This window comes from Streptomyces sp. NPDC057623 (genome assembly GCF_042800355.1).
Lineage (GTDB): Bacteria > Actinomycetota > Actinomycetes > Streptomycetales > Streptomycetaceae > Streptomyces.
Window position 1 is genome coordinate 81,934 of the sequence record NZ_JBHVGZ010000015.1, and the last position, 22,919, is coordinate 104,852.

A 22,919-nucleotide genomic window follows, 5' to 3' on the forward strand; every position below is an offset into this window, starting at 1 on the left:
GCCCGGCGGGCGCGGCCCGGGAGACGTCCGGGCGGCGCGCGGCGTCAGAGGACGCGGCGGACGGCCAAAATGGCCCAGTCCTTGATCGGTGTGATGCGGACGGGCTTTGAGGTGCGCGGCGCCTCGATGACGAGGCCCTCGCCCATGTAGAGGCCGACGTGTTCGGGCCGGGCGGCGGTGCCGCGGCTGAAGATCAGGTCACCGGGCTTGAGGCTCTTCGCCGAGACGGCCTTACCCTCATTGACCTGCGTGTACGTGGTCCGGGTGAGCTTGACGTCGGCGTGCGCATACGCCTGCTGCATCAGCGAGCTGCAGTCGCAGCGGCCCATCGGGTCGGGCCCGTGGGAATCGGTGCACGAGCCGCCCCACTGGTAGAGCGTGCCGAGCTGGTGCATGGCCCACTCGATGGCCTTGCGGGCCTTCGGGTCGGCATCCTTGGGGATCTTGTATCCCTTCGGGACGCTGCCCTCGGGGATCCGCCCGAAGGAGGTGCCGTCCTTGTCCGGCGTGCACCCGCCGGAGCTGGACTCGGCATCCTTGTCCTTGGCCGAGTCCTTGGCGGTCTCGTCCTTGTCGGCGTTCGGGAACGTGGCGGCGATGGCCTTCTGCAGCGCCGTGGCGAGGTCCTCCCACTGTGCGTACGCGTCCGGGTAGCTGGATTTCTGGACGGCCTGGGCGGCTTGGGTGACCTTCATCTGCTGCCAGCCGTCGACCTTGAGCAGCGCCTTGTAGAAGCGCTCGGAGGCGTAGACCGGATCGCGGATCTGCTGCGCAGTGCCCCAACCCTGGCTGGGGCGCTGCTGGAACAAGCCGAGGCTGTCTCGGTCCCCGGAGTTGAGGTTGCGCAGCCGCGATTCCTGCATCGCGGTGGCAATCGCGATGATCTGCCCCTTCTTGGGCACGTCAAGGCTGATGCCGGTGGCCACGATGGTCTGCGCGTTGGGGATTTGCTCGGCCGGAAGGTCCAGGCCCTGGATGTGGACATCCTTACCGGACGCGCCGTCCAGGAGCTTGGTTACCTCCTTGGTCACCTCACCGGTGTCGATGCCGGTCAGGCATCCACTGAAGGACGCGGTGGTCGAGGCTTCGCTGGAGGTCGCCATCATCATGGCGGTGCCCGCGAGCAGAAGCGGAGAGAGGACGACGACGCCGATCCCGGCGGCTATGCCCTTCAATCCGGTCCGCCTCCCGGAAGGCGGTCACGGGCCGGCGGACGGATCGCGGGCAGGGGAGGATAGAGCGATGTCACAGCGTGGTCCTTGGTGAAATCCCGGCGGCGCGTGCGTCGTTGAGGAAAGGGCGCGACGTCCGGGTGGTGGGTAATTCGGGTGGCCCAGGTGCCATTGCGAGTTGCCGCTCGCACCGGCACGGGGTGTCGGGTCAGGTGTGCCAGGACATGGGAATACCTCCACGAGGCAGGGGGCGGGGATGCGCCATCGGCGGTGTCCGCCTGGCAGTTCCAAAACAGTAAGGGCGGATCCCCGGTTGCCGAAATCCTTCGTGATCAAGGCTCTATTTCGGGGTTTTTGGCGGCGATAGCGCTCAACCGGGGATCGTGCCCTACAGTTTTGGCTCCTCCCCTCGCCCCCTCACGTCGCAGACCGCGGAGCCGTCCGCCCGCATTCGGTCCAGTGGGGTCATCCAGGCGAGCTGGAGCGTCTCTCCCCCATCTCACACGACCCGAATCGGGGTATCTCTTTGCCTTTTTCCCTGCACCAGGGCGACGCGCTCAGCGTCCTCGCCGAACTGCCCGACAACTGCGTCGACTCCGTCATCACCGACCCGCCGTACAACAGCGGCGGGCGGACGGCGAAGGAGCGCACCTCCCGGTCCGCGAAGCAGAAGTACACCTCCGCCGACGCCGGCCACGAGCTGCCGGACTTCACCGGCGAGAACATGGACCAGCGCAGTTACGGCTTCTGGCTGACCCAGATCATGACCGAGGCGCACCGGCTCACCAAGGTCGGCGGCACCGCCCTGCTGTTCACCGACTGGCGCCAGCTGCCGATCACCACGGACGCCATCCAGGCCGCCGGCTGGCTCTGGCGGGGCGTCCTGGCCTGGCACAAGCCGCAGGCCAGGCCGCAAAAGGGCCGGTTCACCCAGAACTGCGAGTTCATCGTCTGGGCGTCCAACGGCCCGATTGACGCCGCCCGCAATCCGGTCTACCTGCCGGGCCTCTACAGCGCTTCGCAGCCCAGCGGCAAGGCGCGCCAGCACATCACGCAGAAGCCCGTCTCCGTCATGCGTGAGCTGGTGCAGATCGCCCCACCGGGCGGCACGGTGCTCGACTTCACCTGCGGATCCGGCTCGACCGGGGTCGCGGCCCTGCTGGAGGGCCGCGATTTCATCGGCGTCGAGAAGACCAAGCACTATGCCGAGATCGCCGCCGACCGCCTCACCGAGACGCTGCAACAGACCCTTTCCCAGGATGACTTGACGCTGACCGTCTGACGCTGATCCTGGCGCGCGACGCGGCTATGGGTGCGCCTCGTACGTGCTCCCGCCGCGTTGCGTGCAGCGTTATAGCAGCGAAGTCCCGGTTACCGAAACCGGGGATTCTCCGGATGGTTGGAGCCGCAATCAACGCCCTATGGCTGCGGCCCAAGGAGACCCCTTTTCGTGCCTGAATCCATAAACCCCCCGGACGACGCGGAGAAGGATCCGGTCCAGATATCCGACCGCCATCTCCCCTCGGAAGAGGAAGAGATGGAGCCGGTTCGGCTGCCGGAGGCCGAGCTGGCGAGAGTCGAGGCGAACGTCGCCATGCTGCTGGATCGATCCGCAGAGCACGGCCGCCAGATCGATAACCTCTCCGCCGCACCGCCGCTACCGGACTCGCCGTTCGCCGCCTACGGACTACCGGGGTTCGCCGGCCTGCCGCCCACCCCCGCGCCCCCCGAGCCGCGTCCGATTCTCGAGCTGGAGGACGAGGAGTACGAGGACGAACTCGACGCCCTGTCCGACTGGGTCGACGACTTCCTCCTCCGGGTCTACGGAGCAGAGGTCACCACCGCCGCCCCGTGGTGCGAGCAGTGGCAGGAGCACGCCGACGTCGTCGCCTGGCTTCACGCCTTGTGGCTGGCCTACCAGCAGCACAAGGATCCCGAGGCCGGATTGAGTGGCCTGTTCGTGTGGCACCGGGACTTCCTCACCCACGCCATGGCCACCGTCCGGGCCGCTGGCGGTCCGCTGTCCGCGTGCATGACCGATCCGGACCGGCCCGCGCACCGCTTGCTGCCCGGCCCTCGTCCCTCGAACCGGAACACCTCCGCCACCGAGGAGAACGAGGACCACGAGGAGTCCGGCGAGCTGGGCCAGGCCGGCGGATGACCGGCCACGAGGACCGGCCGGCGTTCGGACTGTCCTTCGACCCTCGCGCCCTGACCGATCTCCTGCAGGCCCCCGGCGACATCCGCGACCTGGCACTGGCCCAGCTCCAGGACGTCGTCAACGCCCGTCTGTTCGGCGCCAAGCTCACCCGCGACCTCGCCGGCTGCCGCAAGGTCTATGTCGATCACCGCAATGCCTGGCGCATCGTCTACGCCCAGCGGCCGGCGCCCGCGAATTCCACGCACACCACCGAAATCCACGTCGTGGCCGTGCGACCGCGCGAGGCGCACGACGTGTACGACACCGCCCGCGCACGCCTCGGCATCCGCCGGCGCCCCCTGGGCGAGCGCACCCACGCGGCCCGCACCCGCTCGCCGCAGCTGGGCACCCGCCCGCCCGTCCCCAAGCCGGGACCACCGCCCTATGTGATGCCCGGCCTTCCCCGACCCGCACTGCCCCCGACCCTGAAGGGCCCCGTTCGTTGACGCAGTTCCCCACCCTGATCGACCAGGTCGCCACCGCCGTACTCGCGCCGGCCCAGGTCACCGAGAACCCGCACCACCGCGCCATCCTCGACGTGTTCGTCGAGATCCAGGAACTCGACCAGCAGCTCGCCGAGTTCGCCGGCACTGAGCCTCCCGGCGTCAGCCCCACCGAGCAGCTCAGCACCCTGACCGACCTGCTGGTCGAACGGATGGCAGCCGGGGCGGAACTGAGCGCGCTCCTGGCCACCTCCTGCTGCTGCGCAGCCGCGTACGAAGCTGAGCCCCCGTCCGAGTACGAACCGCTGGAGGACGAGGAGCCCGGCTTCGACCCGGACTTCGACGACTTCGACGGGTTCGACGACTTCGAAGAGCCGGACGGCCTGGACGACTTCGACGACGTCCACGAGGACGCGTGCGAGGAGTTCCTGTCCTGCCCCAGCAGCCCGCAGACGATTGTGCACGCCTGCCTCGCCGTCTTCGACGACGAGGGCGCCCCGGACTATGTGAGCACCGCGGAGCTGGTCGAGCGCCTGCGCGGTCTGCCCGGCCAGGCTGAGGGGCGCTGGAGCTACGCCGACCTCAACCCGCTGCGGCTGGGTCTGCTCCTGCGCGGCTACGGAGTACGGCCCTGCAAGCCGCGCGCGGCCGACGGCAGCCGCTACCGGGCCTACCGGCGCGCCGACCTGCTGGCCGCCCGCCCGACCTGCTCCTGCTGAGGCACCCCGCCCTCGCGCGGAGTCGGCGGGTGACGGAGGCGGACTGGGACCTGGTCGCCGCCTTCCACGCGCAGTGCTCCGAGCAGAACCTGCTGCGCCGCTGGGGCCGTACGCGACTGACGCCCCGCGACCTGTCCCGGCTGCTTGCCCACGCGCAGTGCTGGATCGGGCTCGGCGCCGATGAGCGGCCCGTGGCCCTTGCCTGTGTCGGGCCCGTCAGCCGGGAGCCGGGGGTCTTCGACCTCGGACTGCAGGTCGTCGACCACCGTCAGCGCCAGGGCATCGGCACGGCCCTGGCCTGCCAATCCGCCCGCCTCGCCCGCGCGCGCGGAGCCCACGCCCTGTCCGCGTTCACGCAGGTGGCGAATGCGCCCATGCTCCGGCTCCTCGACCGCCTCGGCCCGACGTCGCATACCCGCGACGGCCCGTACGTCGAGGTCCGACTCGCCCTGGACGCGCTCGCCCCGGACCCAGGAACCGCTCCGCCATGACCGCACCACAGCCCGACGGGCTGATGCCCACCGCCTTCGATCAGCGGATCGAAGCCGCCGTGGGCTACGGAGTCGAGGAGCTGCGCCGGCACCGCGACAGCGGACTCCTCGACGCACCGCACGCCGCCCTGGCCGACGCGTACCGCGAGCTGGTGGCGGCTGAGCGGGACGTCACCTTCTACCGTGTCCGTCTCGCTCGCCTCGCCTCCAGTGAACTGCCCGTGGACCAGGCGCTGTTCGCCCGAATCGAGCGCACCCTCGATCGGCTGGCGACGGCCGCCGCCGTACGCGATGCGAAGCGATCCGTGGCAGCCGCGGTGCTGGAGCCGATCGAGGCCGCCGCTCCTCGGCAGGCGCCACCGCAGATCGCGACGAAGGATGTGGCGGCTCTGCTCGCCATCGCCCAGGGCGCCAAGCTGCATGAACACCTCGTCACCCATCGCCTCGCCGTGGCGACGCCCACCCGCACCCGCATCTCCTACGCCCAGCTGCAGCACCTGGAGGAGATGGGCCTGGTGGCGCGCGACACCGCGCACCCGGTGCACGCCGGGCAGCCCGTCACTCTCACCGATGCCGGCCGCGCCGTACTGACCGCACCCCGCCGCGCGGGACCGCCCGGGACCACGCCCGCGCCCCTGCCGCCGACCCTCCCTGCCGTCTCCCGTACCCGCCGCTGAACCGCGCTCCGTGCTACGCGCACGGCGCCGCCGGGGTCACGACCGAAAGTACCGATGCCCACCTACGAACCCGATTTCCGCCTCGACGGATACGAAGCCGTCAACGACCACGTCGCCGATCAGTTCTGGGGGCACATCGGCATCGAGCAGGACTCGATGACTGTCCTCGCCGAGCACCACAGCGACGATGCCGAGCACAGCTGGTGCGTTAACTGCACCTTCTCTGGCTCGTTGAGCGGGATGAGCTGAACACCAGGGAGCCAGAGTTGCAGGATCTACATCGTGAGCTGATCGAGGGGCAGGCCAGCGTGCCCCGCGTCGGCTCAGTTGTCGAGCTGGAGACCGTACATCCCAGATACGCCGTCCTCGATGCCTCCGGCGTCGTCGTCGAACCCATCGCGTCGTACCTGCGCGAGCTCGCACTCGATGACAACCGGCCGCTGACCAGCCGTAGCTACGCGTACGACATGTTGCGCTGGTACAGGCTGCTGTGGTTCCTCGGAGTGGCCTGGGAGCGGGCCACCGAGGCCGAAGCCTCCGCGCTGGTGGGCTGGCTCCGTGCCGCTGAGAACCCGCAGCGCGGCCGGAAGAACCCCGATGCTCCGCCACCGGGCTCGGTGAATCTGCGGACCGGCAAGCGCTACCTCAAGGCCGGCTACGCGCCCACCACGATCAACCACAACCTCACTGTGGTCAGCAGCTTCTACGCCTTCCACCGGCACCACAACCGCGGTCCGCTGGTGAATCCAGTGCCGGAATCGCGGGCGCAACGCCAGGTCCTGGCCCACCGCACGCCCGACGCCGCCATGCCGGTGTTCCGGCGGGCCCGTCTGCGGCAGCGCGTCAGGCAGGCCGACCCGCGCGCGATCCCGGACGCGATGTGGGGCGAACTCTTCGCAGCGATGACACACAACCGGGACCGCGCGGCGATCTTGCTCTACGTCTCCAGCGGCTCGCGGGCCAGTGAACTCCTGGGCGTCACGCCCGGCGACATCGACTGGCCCGGTCAGCAAATCTACGTCGTGACCAAGGGCACCGACGACCGCGAACCGGTCCCGGCCAGCCCGCAGTCCCTGGTCATCCTGGCCGCCTACCTCGACCAAACAGGTCTGCCGCCGGCCCACGAGCCGGTCTTCCGCACCCTCCGCGGCGCCGACAAACCGCTGAGCTACTGGGCGATGCGGCGCGTTTTGCAGCGGGCGAACGAGAGGCTCCAGACGAACTGGAGCCTGCACGACCTGCGGCACACCGCCGCGAACCGGATGGCCAACGACCCCAACCTCACCCTCGCCCAAGTGCGGGCGATCATGCGGCACGCCGACCTGGCGACCACTGGCCGCTACCTCAACGCCCGTGTCGAGGACCTCTTCGACGCCCTGCAGCAGCACTACAACCGGCCCCGCGTCGAGCGGAGCTTCGCACCGGGATACCACCCCGACGATGTCAAGGCGGTGTTCGGTGGTTAGCCGCACCCCGGTCGACACCTACACGGCCCGCAACCGTCGGCAGACCTTCCGCGAGGAACCCGGCCCCGAGCCGACCCGGTTCACCAGCGCCGCCATCAAAGCGGCACCAGCCCCACGGCCGGAGAACCCGCCGGCCCCGTTCGGGGACCTCTCCAAGGCGGAGGTCGTCGATTTGTGCGGAATGGCCAGGGACATCCTGCCGGGCCAGAGCGGATCGTCAGCCGAGCAGCGCCGGGCCGGCATCCGGATGCTGTTCCACCATCTGACGACCCTGCCGGGGAACACGTGGCAGGAACGGTGGGAGGCCAGCGGCTTCAACGACGTGAACGCTCCGTCGGTCACCATCCTGGGGCGGCCTGAGGTCCGCTACCACAGCAGCTGTCTGACCTCCGCGCTCAAGATGGCATTCTCCCTGCGGATTATCCAGCCGTCCGTGCCAGGGTTCAGGGCCAACAAGTTCACCGACTACGCCGACCCGTTCCGCATCATTCAGAACGACCCGCGGCTGGACGAGTTCTTCAAGACGGTCGACGCCCAGCCGCACCTGCACTTGGTCCACCGCCAGCGGGCGAAGTTCGACCTCACCTGCGCGCTCACCACACAGGGCATCGCACTGGAACACCTGACGCCGTCCGCCCTGCTGCACTACTCGCTGGAGAACAAGCAGCTCGGCCTCACTCACGGAGCCAACAACAACACCACCCGCTTCGCGGCCCTGGGCGCCTGGGAGATCCTGCATCGCATGGGGCACTTCCCGCCCGGGACGGCCCCGACGCTGCGGATGTTCATCTACAACGGCCAGTACACCGTCGAGGAACTCGTCGACCGCTACGGCATCAGGAACGCCGGCGTCCGACAGCTCCTGATCGACTACCTCATCCGGCGACGCGCGGACACCGACTACATCACCATCGAAGCGCTCTCCCGCAACCTCGCCGGCCTGTTCTGGGCGGCCGTCGAGCGCATCAACCCCAACCAGCAGGACCTCGCGCTCAGCCCAGAGGTCTACGACCAGTGGCGAGCCGAGCTCCGGTACCAGAAGAGGGACCGGACCAAGCTCCGCAAGGGCGCCGCCACCATCCTGCTGGCCGTCCGCGGCCTCTACATCGACCTGCACAGCTGGGCCATCGCCGAACCCGAGCAGTGGGCCCAGTGGGTCGCTCCCTGCCCGATCATGCCGCGCGATCTCAAGGGCTTCGCCAAAAGCCGCCGGGAGATCAACCGGCGGATGGCCGACCGCACTCGAGTCCGCCAGCCGCTGCTGCCCGTGCTCGTCCAGCACGTCGAGGCACGCTATGAGCACCTCCACAGCCTCCTCAAGGCCGCCACGCCGGTCCCCTTGGGCGCACCCTTCGTGCACCAGGGACGCCGCTACAGCCGCACCGACTCCCGGGATGACCGGCGCCGGGTCAAGATCTTCTCTGCCCCGTCCGTCCGGGTCATCGACCACAGCACCGGCGAGACCATCCACCTGACCATGGCCGAGGACGCGGCATTCTGGGAGTGGGCGGCCGTCGAGGTCCTGCGGCACAGCGGCATTCGGGTCGAGGAGCTCTGCGAGCTGACCCACCTCAGCATCCGCCAATACCAGCGGCCCAACGGTGAGGTCATCGCCCTCCTGGTGATCGCCCCGTCCAAGAGCGAACGCGAGCGCGTCATTCCCATGTCCGCCGAGCTCTTCCACGCGGTCGCCCAGATCGTCCGCCGCCAGACCCGAAGCGAGCGGACCATCCCGCTAGTCAGCCGCTACGACCCCCACGAGAAAATCTGGTCCGAGCCCATGCCGTTCCTGCTGCAACGCCAGCTCGGCACGACCCGGGGTGTCATGGCCGCCGGCACCGTCCTCAACATGCTCACCCGAACCTGTGCGGAGATCGGCGCGACCAACCCGGCGTTCGCCAAGTTCACCCCGCACGACTTCCGCCGGCTATTCGCCACCGACATCGTCAACGGCGGCCTGCCTATCCACATCGGAGCCGCATTGCTTGGACACCTGAATCTGCAAACCACTCAGGGTTACGTCGCGGTGTTCGCCGAGGACGTCGTCAAGCATTACCAGGAGTTCCTCAATCACCGTCGGTCCCTCCGTCCCGAGGGGGAGTACGTCGACATCGCGCCTGGCGAGTGGGAGGAGTTCGAGGAGCACTTCGACAAGCGCAAGGTTGAACTCGGCAACTGCGCCCGCCCCTATGGATCACCTTGTCAGCATGAGCACGCCTGCATCCGCTGCCCGATGCTCCAGGTGAACCCCAAGATGCTGCCCCGACTGACCGACCTGGAGAAGGATCTCCTTGTCCGCCGCAAGCGCGCCGAGGCAGAGCAGTGGCTCGGCGAGATCGAAGGCATCGACCTGACCCTGACCTTCCTCCGCACCAAACAAGCCGACTCTGCACGGCTCACGCGACGAGCCCCAGTCGACCTCGGGTTTCCCCGCCCACGCTCGGTCGAGAACTAGACGAGCTATTCCGAAGTGAGATTGGGAGCTGGTTTGCAACTCCCAAAGGGCCCCTTGAGCTTCGCGAGTCTGGATAACGGGCAGAAAATGGCAAGGCCACGAAAGTCTGAGGCAACGGGGACCAGGACATGCTTGAGCTGCCCACCTTCTACATGCCCTTCCGAGATCAAGGTGTCAACCCAGCTGCCAGTGAGGCCGAGGCGACGATGTGGACTTGGCTGGAGTCGAACGGGTTACTGCCTACACAAGCGGATCGACGCCGGGTTGAGCGGACCCGCCCCGCTTCGATGTACGCGCGGTGGTGTCCGCAAGCCGCGCCGGAAGTGTTGTCCCTGCTGACTCAATACCTGGCGTGGGCCTTCATCGTGGACGACCAATTCGACATCCACGCGCCCGACCCGCAACGCTGCCTGGACGTAATCACCGCGCTGGACGCTGTGTTCGACCGGCCGGGCCACATGTCCGGTCAGCCTTCCGGTCCGCTGGTAGAAGCTTTCGCTGACCTGTGGCAGAGGCTGTCGCCCGGTCGCTCGGCCGGGTGGCGCCAAGCATTCCGTACCGAAGTCCGGGCCTGGTGGTGGACCTACTACCGGGAGGCCGTCGGATCGAGCACCGGATACCTACCGCAACTGGAGGACTATCGGGCGCACCGGCGGGATGGGGTGGCGCTGTACATGTTCATGGACATCAGTGAGATTGCATCCGGCCTTGACCTTGCCCCGGGGGTTCGGCACCTGCCCGCTCTGCGCGACCTACGCGACGCCGCTGAGGAGCACATGGGGCTCTACAACGACATTTACTCTCTTCCCAGCGATGAGGCCGTCGGCTACCTCTACAACGCGGTCCTGCTCCTCGAACATCACCATCGGCACCCGCGCCAGCAAGCCATGCAGATCGTCAACGAAATGCTCACCGCCTGCATCCACCGCATGCGCGCTGCCAAACAGCGGCTGCCGGCCGAGTTGGACGCTGCCCAGATCACCGGACAGGCCCGTGCCGACGCGCTCCGCACCACCGACGACTATCTCCGCTACGTCCGAGCAAACTTCGACTATCACCACCAAACGCCTCGCTATACCAACCCGCCCGAACGCGCCCTCGAACACGGTGGTCTTTTCACCTTCGGTGATCGTACGCAATAAGCGAACGGGCAATGGTCTGGCCGGTCTTGTGGTTGTCCCAGATCGTGGTGGACAACGCGAGGAGGCGCTGGGCGACGTGGACAGCGACGCCTTCATGGGTGCGGCCGTCGTGCTGCTGGAGTTCCAGCAGACCTTTCAGGGCGTCGTTCGCGGATTCGATCAGTTGACGCGCTGACCGAGCGCGCCTTTTGCCGACAAACCGTTAGATTCGAAATACCTCGTCTAACCTCACCCACCTGTTCACCCTGCAGAGTGAAGTGCAGAGAATCTACGTGATGCACAACCGCGCCGTCACCTGGGGCATCCCTGGAGAACCGCAGCTGGTCGCCCTGCACCTCAAACGCGACCCGGCCGCGTGCACCTACCAGTTTGACCACGCAGAGCTGCCACTGCCGTCCATGGCGCAGTCCTGGCTGATAGCCCGAGGCTGCCCCGAGGAGAAGATCCTCCTGCCCGACGGCATGGGCACCACGGCCGCGAACGACGCCACCCGCGTGCTGGAGCAGCGTCTGCGCAGCGACGGCGACCACTTCGCCCTGCTCACCAGCTACACACGCGACGACGACCCGATCCAGACGACGGTGATGCTGCGTGCCGTCGACGAGAAGGCGGCACTGCCCTTCCGCGTCCTGCTCGAAGAGGTCGACACCACCGCGTGGACGCACACTCTGCGCGAGGGCGGCTTCCAGACTTTCGAGGCCGCCACTCAGTGGTGGGAAGCGCACTGGAACGGCGACGAGCCCTCGCTGCCGACGGCCTCGCCGGCAACCCGGCCCGTCACCGCCCTCCCTGCCCTGCCGGCACGCCCCGCCCCGCCGCGCGGGCCGGGCCGCTGAACTCCCGCTAACCCGACGGCATTTCGCCTTCCTGCCCCGGCGAATTGCCATCAGCCGTGTGCGAGGCGGCGCGGAACATAGCACGCAATCCCCGGTTACCGAAACCGGGGATTCTCCGGACTCTTGTTCTCAGCCCGCACGGCACCCGCCTGGGGCTGCTTCTCCCGTATGCCCTTTCCTCGAAATGGAGCTCAATCCCCCATGCGCTCAACCCGCATAGCCGTCTCGGCTGCCCTGCTCGGTGCCCTCGCGCTGCCGCTGGTCTCCACCGCCACCGCGAGCGCCGCACCCGCGCAGGCGCCAACCTCCATGACCGACCCGACCTGCAGCAAGCCCGGACCGTGGACGCTCAGCACCAAGGCCGTCACCATCCGCGCCAAGGCGTCCGCCAACTCCAAGGCACTCGGGATTCTGTATCGGGGCCACAAGTTCACCGTGCACAAGACCAGCGGAAAGTGGCGCTACATCACCGACAGGACGACCGGCGTCAAGGGCTGGGTCTCCGCCAAGTATGTCTACCGCCCGGCCGGCATGTGCCTGGACTAGCCCACCGTCACCCCATTTCCCATTCCCACACCGGAATTTCCGAAACGAAGGGTAGCTCTTAGTGCTCGACGCCAGCGATGACGTGATGGGCGTCATTACCGAGCGAATCGAGGACCGATTCCAGATGCCGCTCGCCGACCTGCGCCGGGCTGTTGAGGCGGCACCGCAGGCCGATCCCGAGGCCACCACCGTCGTGCACTGGTACGGCCTGCTCGCCGAAACGCAGCAGGCCCTCGACGTCGCCGAGGACGCGCTCGTCGAGGCGCTGGGCACTCAGCCGCCGGACGTACTCGACGATCCCGTCATGGAGTTGGCCCACCAGGTCAACGCCGCTGTCGCTTCCCGCGACGGCCGAGCCATGGTCGTGAAGTACCTCCTCGACCCCAGCGCTCCCGGCAAGCGCGGACCCGGGGTGTGGCGCGGCGCTTCCCCGGCTGCTCGTCGCGCTCCGGCCCTGCCTACTTCTCCGCCTACGCTGCCCAGCGCGCGGAACACCACGGCGCGCGGGGCCACGCGGTGAGCGTCATCGACAAGTCCAGCAGCCGTGATGCGGCTCTGCAGGAAGCGTTCGGCGCCGAGGTAGCCGAGCTGTACGCGCAGGCCGCCCGCGGCGAGGCCAATGCCGCACTTCAGCGGGCGCTGGAACTGCGCAGCTTCCTCGCCATTGCGGAGGAGCAGGTGGCCCGCGTCCGTGACCGCGTCCATTCCGCGACGGAATCCGACGGGGACATGGACGACCTGTCCGCTGAGGGCCTGCGGTGGGACGCCCAGTGGCTGGAGGCGGCTCTGGCCGGCCGGGACGGCTGCATCGCCGCACTCGACGAGGTGCTGCGCACCATGCCGGCGCCGAACCAAGTAGCAGCATCACGCGCCGGGTTGAGTCCCAAGATCGCCGCCACCGCTCCGCCCGCCCCGGCAGCATCCCGCGCCGGGGCGGTGCGGATACGACGTCCCTGAAAGTCCATCGATTGCCCCAGCCTGACATCCCGTCCCATGCCGTTTCCCAGCTCGTCGCCGAGCGCATCGAGGCGCTGTACGGACAGCCGCTCGCCGAACTCGAAGCCATCGCCGATGCCACCCCCGAGACCACGCTGCTCGCCGCTTTGACCGGCACCCACGGGGACCTGGCCCTCGCCGAACGCAACATCGCCTTCCAGCTGCAGCGACTGCGCGAACTCACCGGCCCTGACCAGGAGATCGGCCGTTTCGCCGCTGGCCACATCCTCGACTGCGCCCGTCGCATCGCCGAGTCCGTCGCCACCCGCGACGCCTACGCAAAGAGCATCAGCGCGGTCCTGGGCGGCCTGCGCCGCGTGTCCGCCCCGGACACCCACCTGCCGGCTGTACCGGCCCCCGCCACGCCGACGGCGACCACCTCCCGCACCCGCTGACCCCCCCCGTACCGCTTGAGGAGCCACCTTCTTGGCCACCACCGCGCCGCCCGCCACACCGAACGATCTCTTGGGCGTCACCAAGACCCTGGACCTGCTCGCTCCGCGCTGGAGCGTGTGGGTGCTGATGACCGTCTCCTCCCAGCCGCTGCGCTACGCCGAGTTCAAGCCGAGGCTTTCGTGGCTGGCGGACGGGCAGCTCCACCCCCGGCTGCGTCACCTCACCAACGCCGGCGTCATCGAGCGTACGGAGTACGCCCCGCGCCACGTCACCTACGGCCTCACCGGCCGCGGTGCCGCGCTGCTGCCCGTCCTCTCGGTGATCGCGTCCTGGGGCGACACGTATCTGGAGAAGGAGCTGGTCGCCAACAAGCACACCGGCGAGCTGGAGCCCGAGCGGATCGCGCCGGCCCAGAACATTGACGACGCGGTCGCGTTGCTCGTGCCGCGGCACGCCACCCCGATCCTGTTCTCCCTGCAGGCCCGGGGCATCGCGACGGCCAAGACGCTGGCGACCGAGGCCATGCCCGGCTACGGGCTGACCGCCGTCTACAAGCCCCTGGAACGCCTGGTCACCGACGGCCTCGTCACGGCCAGCGGAACCGGCGGCTACCAGCTGACCGCGAGCGGACGGGCACTCGCCCCCGTTTTCCAGGCGATCTCCGCCTGGGCCACCGCCCCGTCGCAGAACCGTTCCGGCCCGTGGGCGACCACTCCGACCCGCCTTCCCGCACCGGCGGTTCCGGCCGCGCCAGCAGTTCGTCCCGCGCTGACCACGACGCCCCCGGGCGGCCCGGCGTGGCAGCCCGGCGACCTCTTCTCCCACCAGATACCCGCCCGCCCGATCTCCCCGGCAGGAGGCCCGCGCCGATGACCCGCTCCCTGCCCGAGAACCTCCTGCACGAGCGCCGCGCGATCCGGACCCTGACCCTGCCGGGCCTGATCCGCCTGGTCACCGAGATCGACGACAACGGCCCCATCAGCCACCGGCGCGGCAGCCTTCAGGGCGCCTTCGGCGACCTCACCGCCGGGCAACTGCGCCACGCCATCGACGTCGCCCGCGACCTCGGCCTGGTCCACGCCGACGAACAGGCCCCCGACCGCTACCGGCTCACCGTGAGCGGCGAGGCTCTGGCCGAGGTGTACGACACCGCGGCCCGCTGGGCGCGCGCCCGTCAGTTCCCCGACACCAGCACCGACTTCGTCACCCGCGTCCAGCACACGCTCCAGCTGCGCAGCCGCAGCCCGCAGGCGTTCGGCTCGAGTCTGGAGCCGTCGGCGCCGCATCAGGTCCTCACCGATTTTCTGCAGGCGAACCCCCGCGTCCTCAACCACACCGATGCCCGCTCCGCGCAGGAGAGGGCGGAAGCGGGGCGCGCTGCGTGAGATCCCGTGTCGGACCGCGGCATGCCCGCCGCCTGGTCCCCACAGTGCTGCGCGGCATCTACCTGCCGCGCAGCACGGACGCCGCCGCGTTCGCCATGGCCACCTACGGAATCCCGCTGCTGGTATTGGCCACCACCAACTCCGCAGCCCTGACCGGCCTCGCCTTCGCGCTGGAATGGATCCCGCGACTGGGCGCGTTCGCCTTCGCCGGGGCCCTGGTCGACCGCCATGGCACTACCACCGTGCTCCGCTACGCCTCCGTTGCCCGCGCCCTGGTCGTCCTGGCCGCCGCGTACCTCCTGCCGCAGCAGGAAGCGGGGCTGGGGGCAACGGTCACCGTCATGGTCCTCGCCGCGTCCACCGGCATCCTCACCGAGTGCTCGTACATCGCGGCCGAGACCGCGGGCGGGGTCGCCAGCCGTGAGGCCGGCGCCCGCGCCCACCGGGTGCAGTCGGTGCTGCTCGGCATCGACCAGGTTGCCACCCTCTCCGGACCCGCACTGGCCGGCCTCCTGCTCCAGTGGACCGGCGCCACCGGCATGCTGCTGGTGATCGCCGTCTTCTCCCTGCTCACCAGCGTCCTCGCTCCGCGCCAACACCTGCGCCCCGAGCCCGCCGCAACGCAGCCCGTCGGCAAGGGACTGCGCACCGGATGGTCGACCCTGCGCGCCCTGCCGGCACTCGGCTGGCTGGTGGCCGGACTGACCGTGTCCAACCTGGCCGTGGGCCTGCTGCAGGCCGCCGCCCCGGTGATCATCGTCAAGCAGCTCGGCCACTCCACGGCCGACGTCGGATTCATCTGGTCGGTTGCCGCGGTCGCCTCGCTCGGCGCGGTCCTCCTGTGCCGCAAGGGGATCGACCGCGTCGGCCTGTGGCCGGTCGGCGTCGTATCCGCAACGATCGCCGCCACCGCGTGCCTGGCAGTCTCCGTCGCCGGCACCTACCACGCCTATCTCGCCCTGATCGCCGTCCTCATGGCCGGCGAGGGCGGCATGACCGTCGTGCTGCGCACCCTTCGCTCCCGCCTCATCCCCGCGGACGTGTTCGGCGCCACCCTCTCCCTGACGATCTTGCTGCTGTTGCTGCCCTTCCCCGTGGCCGGCGTCCTCGTCGCCCTCGTGCCGCCCGCCCAGCTCGGCCACGTCATCACGCTCTGCGCCGTGCTCCAGGCTGCGGGCCTGTTCACCGCCTTCGCCCGGCTGCGCGCCACGCCCGCCCTGCGCACTTCCTTCGCCTGACCGGTCCGGTCGCCTTCCTGCCCACCTCACGGAGACCCGCTATGCCCACGTCCCACGCCCCGGCCGAGCAGTCGGTCCTGCCGATATCCCGACCCTCGTTGCGAGCAGGATCACGGCCCACGCTGACCGACCGGTTCCTCGCCTTCGACGCCGAGCACCCGTACGTCTACCGCGCGCTGGAGCGCCTGACCGCCGACCGGCTCGCCACCGGGGCCACCCGGGTCGGACTGAAGGCGCTGTTCGAGGACATGCGCTGGCAACTGCCCGCGGGCGTGCGCGGACTGAACAACAACTTCACCGCCCTGTATGCGCGAAAGCTGATCGAGGACCACCCTCACTGGGCGAGTGCCTTCGAGCTGCGACGTCGCCGCACCCTCTGACCCCGGCCGTCTGCCGTCAACCTCCTTTGTCCTGCCACTGTTTGGAGCCTTGTTGTCCTCTCGCCCCGTCGCCCTGGTTGTTGCAGCCGCCGACATGGAGGCGCACGCATATCGCGGCTACTGCCTTGAGAACGTCCGCGCCCACTACGACGTCGTCCTGATCTCCGGCGCCGAGCCGACCTGGGAGAAGGACTTCCTCCTCGACTACGCCGTCGCCGACCCCACCGACCAGGCGGCACTCGGCGCGGCCGGGCGCGCGCTCGCCGAACGCTACGAGCTGGCCGGCGTTATGACCTGGACCGAGTGGTACCTCGTCCCCGTCGCCCGACTCGCCCGCCAGCTCGGCCTGCCCACCACGGCTCCAGAAACCCTCCAGGGCTGCCGCAACAAGCACACCAGTCGGAGCCTGTTCGCCCGCCACGGAGTGCCCTCCGCCGTATCTGTCAGCGTGCGCACCGAGCGGGAGGCGGCCGATGCCGCCGCACTGATCGGCTATCCCGTCGTCCTCAAGCCCGCCGCGCACGCCGCGAGCATGGGCGTCATCCGCGTCGACACGGCCGACGACTTTCCGGGTGCGTATGCCTTCGCCGCGCGCACCGCCGGCCACGGAGTGGAGAGCACTCAGGTCCTGGTCGAGGAGTACCTCGACGGCCCGGAGGTGAGCGTCGAGTGCGTCACCCATCAGGGGCAGACCACCGTGGTCGCCGTCACCCGCAAGACCGTCGGGATGCCGCCCTTCTTCGAGGAGCTGGCGCACGTGGTCGACGCGAACGACCCGCTGCTCGCCACCGTGGCGCCGGTCGCCGTCGCGGCCCTCGACGCCGTCGGCATCACCCACGGCGTCAGCCACGTCGAGATCCGCATCGTCGACGGCCGCCCCCGCCTGATCGAGGTCAACGCGCGCATCGCCGGCGACATGATCGGTCACCTCGTCCACCTGGCCACCGGCGTCGATCTCGCCCGCGCCGCCGCCGACATCGCCTGCGGACGTACCCCTGACCTGACGCCCACCCGCCGCCAGGCTGCGGCGATCCGCTTCATCTACCCCGCCTACTCCGGCACTCTGACCGCCCGCAGTGTCGTGAAGCCCACTGGGGGAGTGGAGCGCGTGCGCTTCCAGCGACAGCCCGGAGACCAACTCGTGCTCCCCCAGGACGGCGGCAATCTGTTCACCGCCCGCATCGGCTTTCTCATCACCGCAGGGCCGACCGCCACGGCCGCCCAGGACCGCGCCCAAGAGGCGTACCGCCACCTCGACGTCCAGGTGGCCGCTGCCCCGCAGACGGCTCCGGCCACCGGGGAGCACGCCACGTGAGGACAACCGTAGCGATCGAGCTGGTGCGCAGCCGCCGCCTGCTGATCGGGTATTTCGCCGGCCTGGGTGTGGTGATGGCCGTCTGGGGCGCCCGCATGCCCGCCGTCCAGTCCGCCGCCGAGCTGAGCACCGGTGGGCTTGCCCTGGTCCTGCTGGCCGCCGCCCTCGGCATGGTCGCCGGACTCCAGGCGGGTGGGCGCCTTGCCCGTCCGGCCCGCTTGCCCGCGCTGCTGACCGGCGGCGCCATCACTCTCGCCGCCTGGCTCGCTGTCCTCGGGGTCTGCTCCAGTCTGGAGAGTCTGTTCGCGGCGGCGTTCGTCTTCGGCGTCGCGCACGGCGTCCTCGACGTCGCGGCCAATGCCGCGGCGGTCCGCTGCCAGGACGCCCACGGCCGCCCCATCATGGGGCGGCTGCACGCGAGTTACAGCCTCGGCGCCCTCCTCGGCGCCGCGCTGGCCGCGGCCACCGCTCACACCTCACACACCGTTCTGTTCACAGGCGTCGCCGTCTGCGCCGCCGCGGCGGCAGGAGCCACGACGGCTCTGGCCCGGACACTCGCCAGCTCTGGACTCAAGCCCGTGCACCATCCTGCTGCACAGGGCTCGGGCGAACGCGGGGGCCGGTCGCGGCCCCGGGTGTGGCTGCTGGGCGTCCTGGCAGCGGCAACATTGCTGGGCGAAGGCGCTGCTGCCGACTGGGCTGCCGTCCACCTGCACGACCTCGGCGCGACGGCCGCGACCAGCGCTGCGGCATACGGGTCCTACAGCGCCGCCATGGCCGCAGGCCGCCTCGCTGGTGACCGGCTCACCGCCCGCTTCGGCGCCTCGGCCGTCGTACGCGCCGGCGCCGCTTTGGCCGCGCTCGGGCTTGCCACCGGACTGGCCGGCTCCACTATCGCCTGCGCCCTGTTCGGCTGGGCGGCCTTCGGCCTGGGCCTGTCCGTCACCATCCCCAGCCTGATCACCGCCGCGGGCACTGGCGGACCCCGCGCGGTCGCCACGGTCGCGGTCACCGGCTACGTCGGCCTGCTCGCCGGTCCCGCCGTCATCGGCGCCCTCGCCACCGTCACTGCGCTCCCGCACGCGCTGCTGCTGCCCGCCCTCCTCGCCGTGACCGTCGCCACCCTCGCCCCCAAAGCCCTGGAGAGAACGACCCCTTGACCCGCACCCACGACTCCCGGACCGGCGTAGAAGCGCTGATCCTCGACTACAACGGGGTTGCGGGACTGCAACCCCCGACTGCCATGTGGACCCGCCTGGCCGACCTCGCCGAGTGGCCCGACCGGCATCTCCCCTCGTTCCAGGACGCCTTCTGGGCTCCCCGCAACGCCTACGACGCAGGGCAACTGAGCGATCTCGCCTACTGGGCCAAGGTGCTCGGTCACCACCCCGGCCCGCGATGGCTGCGCACCCTGCGTGATGCCGACACCGCCATGTGGACCCGCACCGACCCACGCGTCCTCGACACCCTGTACCGCGCCCGCACATCGGGGCTGACGATGGTGCTGCTCTCCAACGCCCCGGCCCACCTCAGCAACGTCCTGGACGCCACCGACTGGCGGCGCGAACTGATGGACGAGGCCCTGTACTCCGCACGCCTGGGCCTGTGCAAACCGGATCCGGCCACGTACGAACACGCCCTGGCCGCCACCGGCATAGCCGACCCGGGCCGGGTGCTGTTCGTCGACGACCGCGCAGACAACTGCCGGGCAGCCGCCGAGCTGGGCCTGCGCACCCACCACCACACCGGCCAACACGCCTACCTGGAACGACAGTTGTTGCCAGAGCTCGCGGGTCGTGCCGAATCCTGACCCGTCCCGCCCGCCCCGCGCTGCTCATCGCCCAGCCCCAACCCCAGGATGCCTGTGTCCGACACCGAAGAGATCGACGGCGACGTCTACGTCTTTCCCCGCTACCTTGCCAGCACCTCGTGGTCTGTTGATCCCGCCCTGGAGCCGCTGCAAGCGCTCGGCTTCGACTTCAGCTGCGACGATCGCGACAACACCTACGCCATCTCGCCCGACCACCGCGTCCGCCTCGGCTTCCTGCCCGAGGGAGAGGACGACGGACTGTGGCGGATCAACGCCTACCGTGACCGCTTCGGTCCACCCGTATGGGGCGTCTCCTTCAACGACGTTGCCCCGACCGAGTTCGTGACCGCTTTCACCACAGCCCTCGCCCAGGCATACACCGCAGGCCCCGACACCTACCTCGCCGAGCCGGACCTCAAGGACCCCGAGCTCGGCGCCTTCGACGCCCTCGTCCCGCTCATCAAGAACGGCTGGCAGTTCCAGCACCCACGCAGGGGCGTGATGGAACTGCAGTCACCCGACGGGATGGCTACCTGCGAATACACTACCGGCCGCCTCGATCCCGACAGGGAACTCACCACCCTTGAGGCCCGATGGCACCTGTGGGGCGGACCGAAGAACGGGTACGCCCGCTAGTACGCCACCGCCACCACCAACACCCCCACAGCCCTGGTGAAGGCCATCACCCAGAGTGTGTCCGACCCGACACCCCTGCCGCGCTGGAGGGACTCGTTGCTCCCTGGGCTGCGCGAGGCGGCACAGCTCACTCCCGTCACACCGCCCACGCCGCCGGTTCCGACCCCGCTCGACGTCCGGCGGGAGGCCCCCCGCCGGGCGCCCGCGCTGACCACGCGCAGCATCCCGCGCTGGAGCACCACGACAACTCCGTCGGCAGTCCTGCCCGCTCGGCGCCCCGGCCCCCGCCGCTGACCGACCAGATCCCCTTCGCCCGAGAGAGGCTCCTTGGCCCTGTACGCCCAGCAGTTCTTCGACGACGTCATCGAACTGCCTCTCCACCCGTACGTCATCGTCGGCGACGCTCTTTACGCATCCCCGCAGCCGAACTCGCCGCTGCGGCTACGGATCGACTTCGCCCCCACCATCCGCCACAGCGAGTACGACGGACTTCGCCTGCGCGTCGTCCACCCCGAGCAGGGCGTCCTCGACATCGCGATCCTCCGCTTCGCAGACCACGGCACCTTCGCCCGCCGCGACACGGCTCGCGACCTCGTGCCCGGCCGAGACGGCTACGCCGTCATCCGCGACTGGCACGCCCAGAGCAGCCAGCCGCCGTGGCACGGCGCGGACGGCACGGGGCTGCGCACCGCGATCGAGCAGTACGCCCACTTCTGGTTCCCGCCACCTGCCGTGTCCCGACCGGCAGCTCGGCCTGTCGCTCAGCCCACCCCCGTCACCAGTGCATCCCGCACCCGCTGAACACCCCTTCGCCACGGAGTTCTGTATGCCCCCGCCTCGCTGGTTCCCGTTGCACCGACGGGAACCGGCTACCACCGCGGTCCACGGCCCGCCCGCGCCGTCGGGCCCGAACGGTTTCTGGATCACCGACCCTGACTTCCGCGACCGGCTACACAGCGCGACGCTGACCCTCCTCGACATCGTCGAGGACTGCCTCAACGATGACCTCGCGCTCAGCGACATCCTCGACGGCGCCCGCGACCATGCCGAGACCATGCTCGGTGTCCCCAGCACCTACGGCATCCTCGTCGAAGCCGAGGCCGCCGCGCAGATCGTCCAGGCCGCTGGCCTGGACGCCGGATCCCCCTTCGGCCTGGCCATTGCCCAAGGCTTGGCCGGCATCGCACAACTGCCCGTCGAGCAGCAACAGCAACTCGTCCGCGCAGCCGCCCGCCGCTACGCGATCAACGCACCCTCCCGTTCAGTAAACGGACCGCCCACTTCACTCCCGCGCCCCGCGCCGGGCCGCTCCCGCTGAACCAACGCCCCGCAGCCCGCCTTGCCTGATCCCGCCTGTATCCCTTGGAGAGTTCCTTCTTGCGCATCCGCTCCGCTCGCACCCTCCCAGTCGCTGTTGCCGTCGCAGCCACGGTGACCGGCAGCCTGTCCTGGGCGCCGACCGCTTCGGCCCAGAGCACCGATCCCACCCCGTCCGCATCCACGTCCTCGACTCCGCGCAACGCGGCCGAGCCGGAGACCGGCGGCGTGGCCATCCTGAAGAAGGACCCGGGCGGCGACGTACTCGCCGGCGCGTCCTTCACCCTCTTCGACTCCGCGGGCAAGGAGGCCGCGAACGGCAAGACCGATGCCCAGGGCAAGCTCGCCTTCACGGACATCGCACCGGGCGTCTACCGCCTCAAGGAGATCTCCGACAAGCGGCAGCACCCTGCACGACACGGTCGACGACCAGGACGTCATCGTCACCCCCGGCACCGACACCCCGCTCACGATCGTCGACCCGTTCAAGTCCGCCTCACTTCTGCTGAAGGCCAAGGACGACAAAACCGGCAAGCTGTTGGCCGGATCCACGGTCAACATCGGCAGCGGCGACACGACCATCCTGACGCTGACGACCGGCTCCGACGGAACGGCCAGCGGCATACTGCCCATCTCCTCCCGCACCGGTGGCACCTTCTGGGTCAAGCAGGTGAAGGCGCCTACCGACTACGAGATCTACACGTCCGCGAAGACGTTCAAGGCCAAGCCGGGCGACCCGGTGACCGTGACCATCACCAACGCCAAGAAGACCAGCGGCACGACTCCTGCCCCCACGTCCTCCGAGAAGCCGACCAACACGGCGACCGCGCCGGGCGACACGGCGGGTGGCGGCACGGCGGCAAGTTCGGCGGGCTCCCCGACGACGGGCACCGGCTCTTCGCCGACGGCTGACGCGTCCGACCGAGCTACCTCCAAGGCCGCGGCGGTCGGCTCCCTCGCTCACACTGGGGCCGATGTCAGCCCGTGGCTCGTCGGCGGTGCAGGACTGCTTGTCGCCAGCGGTATCGGAACGATCGTGGCCGCCCGCGCCCGCCGCAGCGGCAGCGACGCGACCACGCTGTCCGGTGAAGACTGACACAACTGCACACACCCTGATACCAAGGCCCGGGAACCCCCTAACGGTTCCCGGGCTCGTTGTCGTTTCACCAGGCCAGCGCACGTGGAGCGTAGCGATCACGTAGCCGGCCCGGCTGCCGTCGTCTGTGACCCGACGGCCCGTCGAGCGGCATGCGCGGTCTCCGAGCGTGCACCGCGGGCATCCCCTGGCCCGCTGCAGGC

At 69.6% G+C, this 22,919-nt stretch carries 27 protein-coding genes and 1 pseudogene; 26 read left to right on the plus strand and 2 right to left on the minus strand.

From position 1 onward, the window contains the following. Positions 1–44: 44 nt before the first annotated feature. The gene (locus ACFU95_RS18110) at positions 45–1,175 is read right to left on the minus strand and encodes a C40 family peptidase (RefSeq protein WP_383828300.1); all 1,131 of its coding nucleotides are present in this window, start codon (positions 1,173–1,175) and stop codon (positions 45–47) included. A 523-nt stretch (positions 1,176–1,698) separates the two neighbouring features. On the opposite strand from ACFU95_RS18110, the gene ACFU95_RS18115 reads away from it, so the two are divergent. From ACFU95_RS18115 to ACFU95_RS18225, 23 genes are all read left to right on the plus strand, one after another. Beyond that, on the plus strand, positions 1,699–2,454 hold the full coding sequence (locus tag ACFU95_RS18115; RefSeq protein ID WP_383828302.1) for a DNA-methyltransferase: 756 nt from the start codon (positions 1,699–1,701) through the stop codon (positions 2,452–2,454). Between the two features lie 255 nt (positions 2,455–2,709). Then, positions 2,710–3,333, plus strand: a complete 624-nt coding sequence (locus ACFU95_RS18120) for a DUF4913 domain-containing protein (RefSeq protein WP_383828472.1) — start codon at positions 2,710–2,712, stop codon at positions 3,331–3,333. Next, the gene (locus tag ACFU95_RS18125; RefSeq protein ID WP_216586369.1) at positions 3,330–3,818 is read left to right on the plus strand and encodes a hypothetical protein; all 489 of its coding nucleotides are present in this window, start codon (positions 3,330–3,332) and stop codon (positions 3,816–3,818) included. The genes ACFU95_RS18120 and ACFU95_RS18125 overlap by 4 nt, the downstream gene beginning before the upstream one ends. After that, positions 3,815–4,534 carry a DUF3631 domain-containing protein gene (locus ACFU95_RS18130; RefSeq protein WP_383828304.1) on the plus strand — a complete coding sequence of 240 codons (720 nt, stop codon included), beginning with the start codon at positions 3,815–3,817 and terminating at the stop codon, positions 4,532–4,534. The genes ACFU95_RS18125 and ACFU95_RS18130 overlap by 4 nt, the downstream gene beginning before the upstream one ends. Positions 4,535–4,563: 29 nt before the next feature. Next, positions 4,564–5,025 (plus strand): GNAT family N-acetyltransferase, encoded by a 462-nt coding sequence (locus tag ACFU95_RS18135; RefSeq protein WP_383828306.1) that lies wholly within the window; start codon positions 4,564–4,566, stop codon positions 5,023–5,025. After that, positions 5,022–5,702: a hypothetical protein gene (locus ACFU95_RS18140; protein ID WP_383828308.1), complete on the plus strand. Its 681-nt coding sequence runs from the start codon at positions 5,022–5,024 to the stop codon at positions 5,700–5,702. The genes ACFU95_RS18135 and ACFU95_RS18140 overlap by 4 nt, the downstream gene beginning before the upstream one ends. Before the next feature lie 54 nt (positions 5,703–5,756). Beyond that, complete coding sequence (locus tag ACFU95_RS18145) at positions 5,757–5,951, plus strand: hypothetical protein (protein WP_383828310.1); 195 nt, start codon at positions 5,757–5,759, stop codon at positions 5,949–5,951. A gap of 17 nt (positions 5,952–5,968) precedes the next feature. Next, positions 5,969–7,168, plus strand: a complete 1,200-nt coding sequence (locus ACFU95_RS18150) for a tyrosine-type recombinase/integrase (protein ID WP_383828312.1) — start codon at positions 5,969–5,971, stop codon at positions 7,166–7,168. 1,477 nt (positions 7,169–8,645) lie between these two features. After that, positions 8,646–9,623 carry a tyrosine-type recombinase/integrase gene (locus ACFU95_RS18155; protein WP_383828474.1) on the plus strand — a complete coding sequence of 326 codons (978 nt, stop codon included), beginning with the start codon at positions 8,646–8,648 and terminating at the stop codon, positions 9,621–9,623. Positions 9,624–9,751: 128 nt separating this feature from the next. After that, positions 9,752–10,765, plus strand: coding sequence for a terpene synthase family protein (locus ACFU95_RS18160; RefSeq protein ID WP_383828314.1), 1,014 nt, complete (start codon positions 9,752–9,754; stop codon positions 10,763–10,765). A gap of 275 nt (positions 10,766–11,040) precedes the next feature. Further along, entirely contained in the window at positions 11,041–11,601 is a 561-nt protein-coding gene (locus ACFU95_RS18165; RefSeq protein WP_383828316.1) for a hypothetical protein, read from the plus strand. 201 nt (positions 11,602–11,802) lie between these two features. After that, on the plus strand, positions 11,803–12,147 hold the full coding sequence (locus ACFU95_RS18170) for an SH3 domain-containing protein (protein WP_383828318.1): 345 nt from the start codon (positions 11,803–11,805) through the stop codon (positions 12,145–12,147). Between the two features lie 61 nt (positions 12,148–12,208). Further along, positions 12,209–12,667: a hypothetical protein gene (locus tag ACFU95_RS18175; protein ID WP_383828320.1), complete on the plus strand. Its 459-nt coding sequence runs from the start codon at positions 12,209–12,211 to the stop codon at positions 12,665–12,667. Then, a complete protein-coding gene (locus tag ACFU95_RS18180; protein WP_383828322.1) occupies positions 12,664–13,104 on the plus strand; it encodes a hypothetical protein in 441 nt (146 codons plus the stop codon). The genes ACFU95_RS18175 and ACFU95_RS18180 overlap by 4 nt, the downstream gene beginning before the upstream one ends. Positions 13,105–13,115: 11 nt before the next feature. Continuing rightward, the gene (locus ACFU95_RS18185; protein WP_383828324.1) at positions 13,116–13,538 is read left to right on the plus strand and encodes a hypothetical protein; all 423 of its coding nucleotides are present in this window, start codon (positions 13,116–13,118) and stop codon (positions 13,536–13,538) included. A gap of 31 nt (positions 13,539–13,569) precedes the next feature. Then, positions 13,570–14,412: a winged helix-turn-helix transcriptional regulator gene (locus ACFU95_RS18190; RefSeq protein ID WP_383828326.1), complete on the plus strand. Its 843-nt coding sequence runs from the start codon at positions 13,570–13,572 to the stop codon at positions 14,410–14,412. Next, positions 14,409–14,924: a hypothetical protein gene (locus tag ACFU95_RS18195; protein ID WP_383828328.1), complete on the plus strand. Its 516-nt coding sequence runs from the start codon at positions 14,409–14,411 to the stop codon at positions 14,922–14,924. Before ACFU95_RS18190 ends, ACFU95_RS18195 begins: the two co-directional genes overlap by 4 nt. After that, on the plus strand, positions 14,921–16,162 hold the full coding sequence (locus ACFU95_RS18200; protein WP_383828330.1) for an MFS transporter: 1,242 nt from the start codon (positions 14,921–14,923) through the stop codon (positions 16,160–16,162). Before ACFU95_RS18195 ends, ACFU95_RS18200 begins: the two co-directional genes overlap by 4 nt. 41 nt (positions 16,163–16,203) lie before the next feature. Next, entirely contained in the window at positions 16,204–16,542 is a 339-nt protein-coding gene (locus ACFU95_RS18205) for a hypothetical protein (protein ID WP_383828332.1), read from the plus strand. A gap of 94 nt (positions 16,543–16,636) precedes the next feature. After that, entirely contained in the window at positions 16,637–17,857 is a 1,221-nt protein-coding gene (locus ACFU95_RS18210; protein ID WP_383828476.1) for an ATP-grasp domain-containing protein, read from the plus strand. Further along, positions 17,854–19,017 (plus strand): MFS transporter, encoded by a 1,164-nt coding sequence (locus ACFU95_RS18215; protein WP_383828334.1) that lies wholly within the window; start codon positions 17,854–17,856, stop codon positions 19,015–19,017. Before ACFU95_RS18210 ends, ACFU95_RS18215 begins: the two co-directional genes overlap by 4 nt. Then, the gene (locus tag ACFU95_RS18220) at positions 19,014–19,667 is read left to right on the plus strand and encodes an HAD family hydrolase (RefSeq protein ID WP_383828336.1); all 654 of its coding nucleotides are present in this window, start codon (positions 19,014–19,016) and stop codon (positions 19,665–19,667) included. The genes ACFU95_RS18215 and ACFU95_RS18220 overlap by 4 nt, the downstream gene beginning before the upstream one ends. Before the next feature lie 54 nt (positions 19,668–19,721). Continuing rightward, positions 19,722–20,303, plus strand: coding sequence for a DUF317 domain-containing protein (locus ACFU95_RS18225; RefSeq protein WP_383828338.1), 582 nt, complete (start codon positions 19,722–19,724; stop codon positions 20,301–20,303). Here ACFU95_RS18225 and ACFU95_RS18230 read toward each other — a convergent pair. Next, on the minus strand, positions 20,300–20,545 hold the full coding sequence (locus ACFU95_RS18230; protein WP_383828340.1) for a hypothetical protein: 246 nt from the start codon (positions 20,543–20,545) through the stop codon (positions 20,300–20,302). The two genes, ACFU95_RS18225 and ACFU95_RS18230, sit on opposite strands and share 4 nt — an antisense overlap. Positions 20,546–20,630: 85 nt before the next feature. Here ACFU95_RS18230 and ACFU95_RS18235 point away from each other — a divergent pair, with 85 nt between their 5' ends. The 3 genes and pseudogenes from ACFU95_RS18235 (at position 20,631) to ACFU95_RS18245 (ending at position 22,716) form a co-directional block, all read left to right on the plus strand. Continuing rightward, a complete protein-coding gene (locus tag ACFU95_RS18235) occupies positions 20,631–21,104 on the plus strand; it encodes a hypothetical protein (RefSeq protein WP_383828342.1) in 474 nt (157 codons plus the stop codon). Positions 21,105–21,129: 25 nt separating this feature from the next. After that, positions 21,130–21,621, plus strand: a complete 492-nt coding sequence (locus ACFU95_RS18240; RefSeq protein ID WP_383828344.1) for a hypothetical protein — start codon at positions 21,130–21,132, stop codon at positions 21,619–21,621. A gap of 59 nt (positions 21,622–21,680) precedes the next feature. Continuing rightward, a pseudogene (locus ACFU95_RS18245) lies at positions 21,681–22,716 on the plus strand (SpaA isopeptide-forming pilin-related protein). Positions 22,717–22,919: the final 203 nt, after the last annotated feature.

Excerpts from the sequence above, each read along its gene's own strand:
- ACFU95_RS18205 (WP_383828332.1), top strand. The coding sequence starts at position 16,204 with ATGCCCACGTCCCACGCCCCGGCCGAGCAGTCGGTCCTGCCGATATCC.
- ACFU95_RS18160 (WP_383828314.1), top strand. The coding sequence starts at position 9,752 with ATGCTTGAGCTGCCCACCTTCTACATGCCCTTCCGAGATCAAGGTGTC.
- ACFU95_RS18195 (WP_383828328.1), top strand. The coding sequence starts at position 14,409 with ATGACCCGCTCCCTGCCCGAGAACCTCCTGCACGAGCGCCGCGCGATC.
- ACFU95_RS18170 (WP_383828318.1), top strand. The coding sequence starts at position 11,803 with ATGCGCTCAACCCGCATAGCCGTCTCGGCTGCCCTGCTCGGTGCCCTC.
- ACFU95_RS18210 (WP_383828476.1), top strand. The coding sequence starts at position 16,637 with ATGGAGGCGCACGCATATCGCGGCTACTGCCTTGAGAACGTCCGCGCC.
- ACFU95_RS18155 (WP_383828474.1), top strand. The coding sequence starts at position 8,646 with ATGGCCGAGGACGCGGCATTCTGGGAGTGGGCGGCCGTCGAGGTCCTG.
- ACFU95_RS18140 (WP_383828308.1), top strand. The coding sequence starts at position 5,022 with ATGACCGCACCACAGCCCGACGGGCTGATGCCCACCGCCTTCGATCAG.
- ACFU95_RS18125 (WP_216586369.1), top strand. The coding sequence starts at position 3,330 with ATGACCGGCCACGAGGACCGGCCGGCGTTCGGACTGTCCTTCGACCCT.
- ACFU95_RS18120 (WP_383828472.1), top strand. The coding sequence starts at position 2,710 with ATGGAGCCGGTTCGGCTGCCGGAGGCCGAGCTGGCGAGAGTCGAGGCG.
- ACFU95_RS18145 (WP_383828310.1), top strand. The coding sequence starts at position 5,757 with ATGCCCACCTACGAACCCGATTTCCGCCTCGACGGATACGAAGCCGTC.
- ACFU95_RS18240 (WP_383828344.1), top strand. The coding sequence starts at position 21,130 with ATGCCCCCGCCTCGCTGGTTCCCGTTGCACCGACGGGAACCGGCTACC.
- ACFU95_RS18165 (WP_383828316.1), top strand. The coding sequence starts at position 11,041 with ATGCACAACCGCGCCGTCACCTGGGGCATCCCTGGAGAACCGCAGCTG.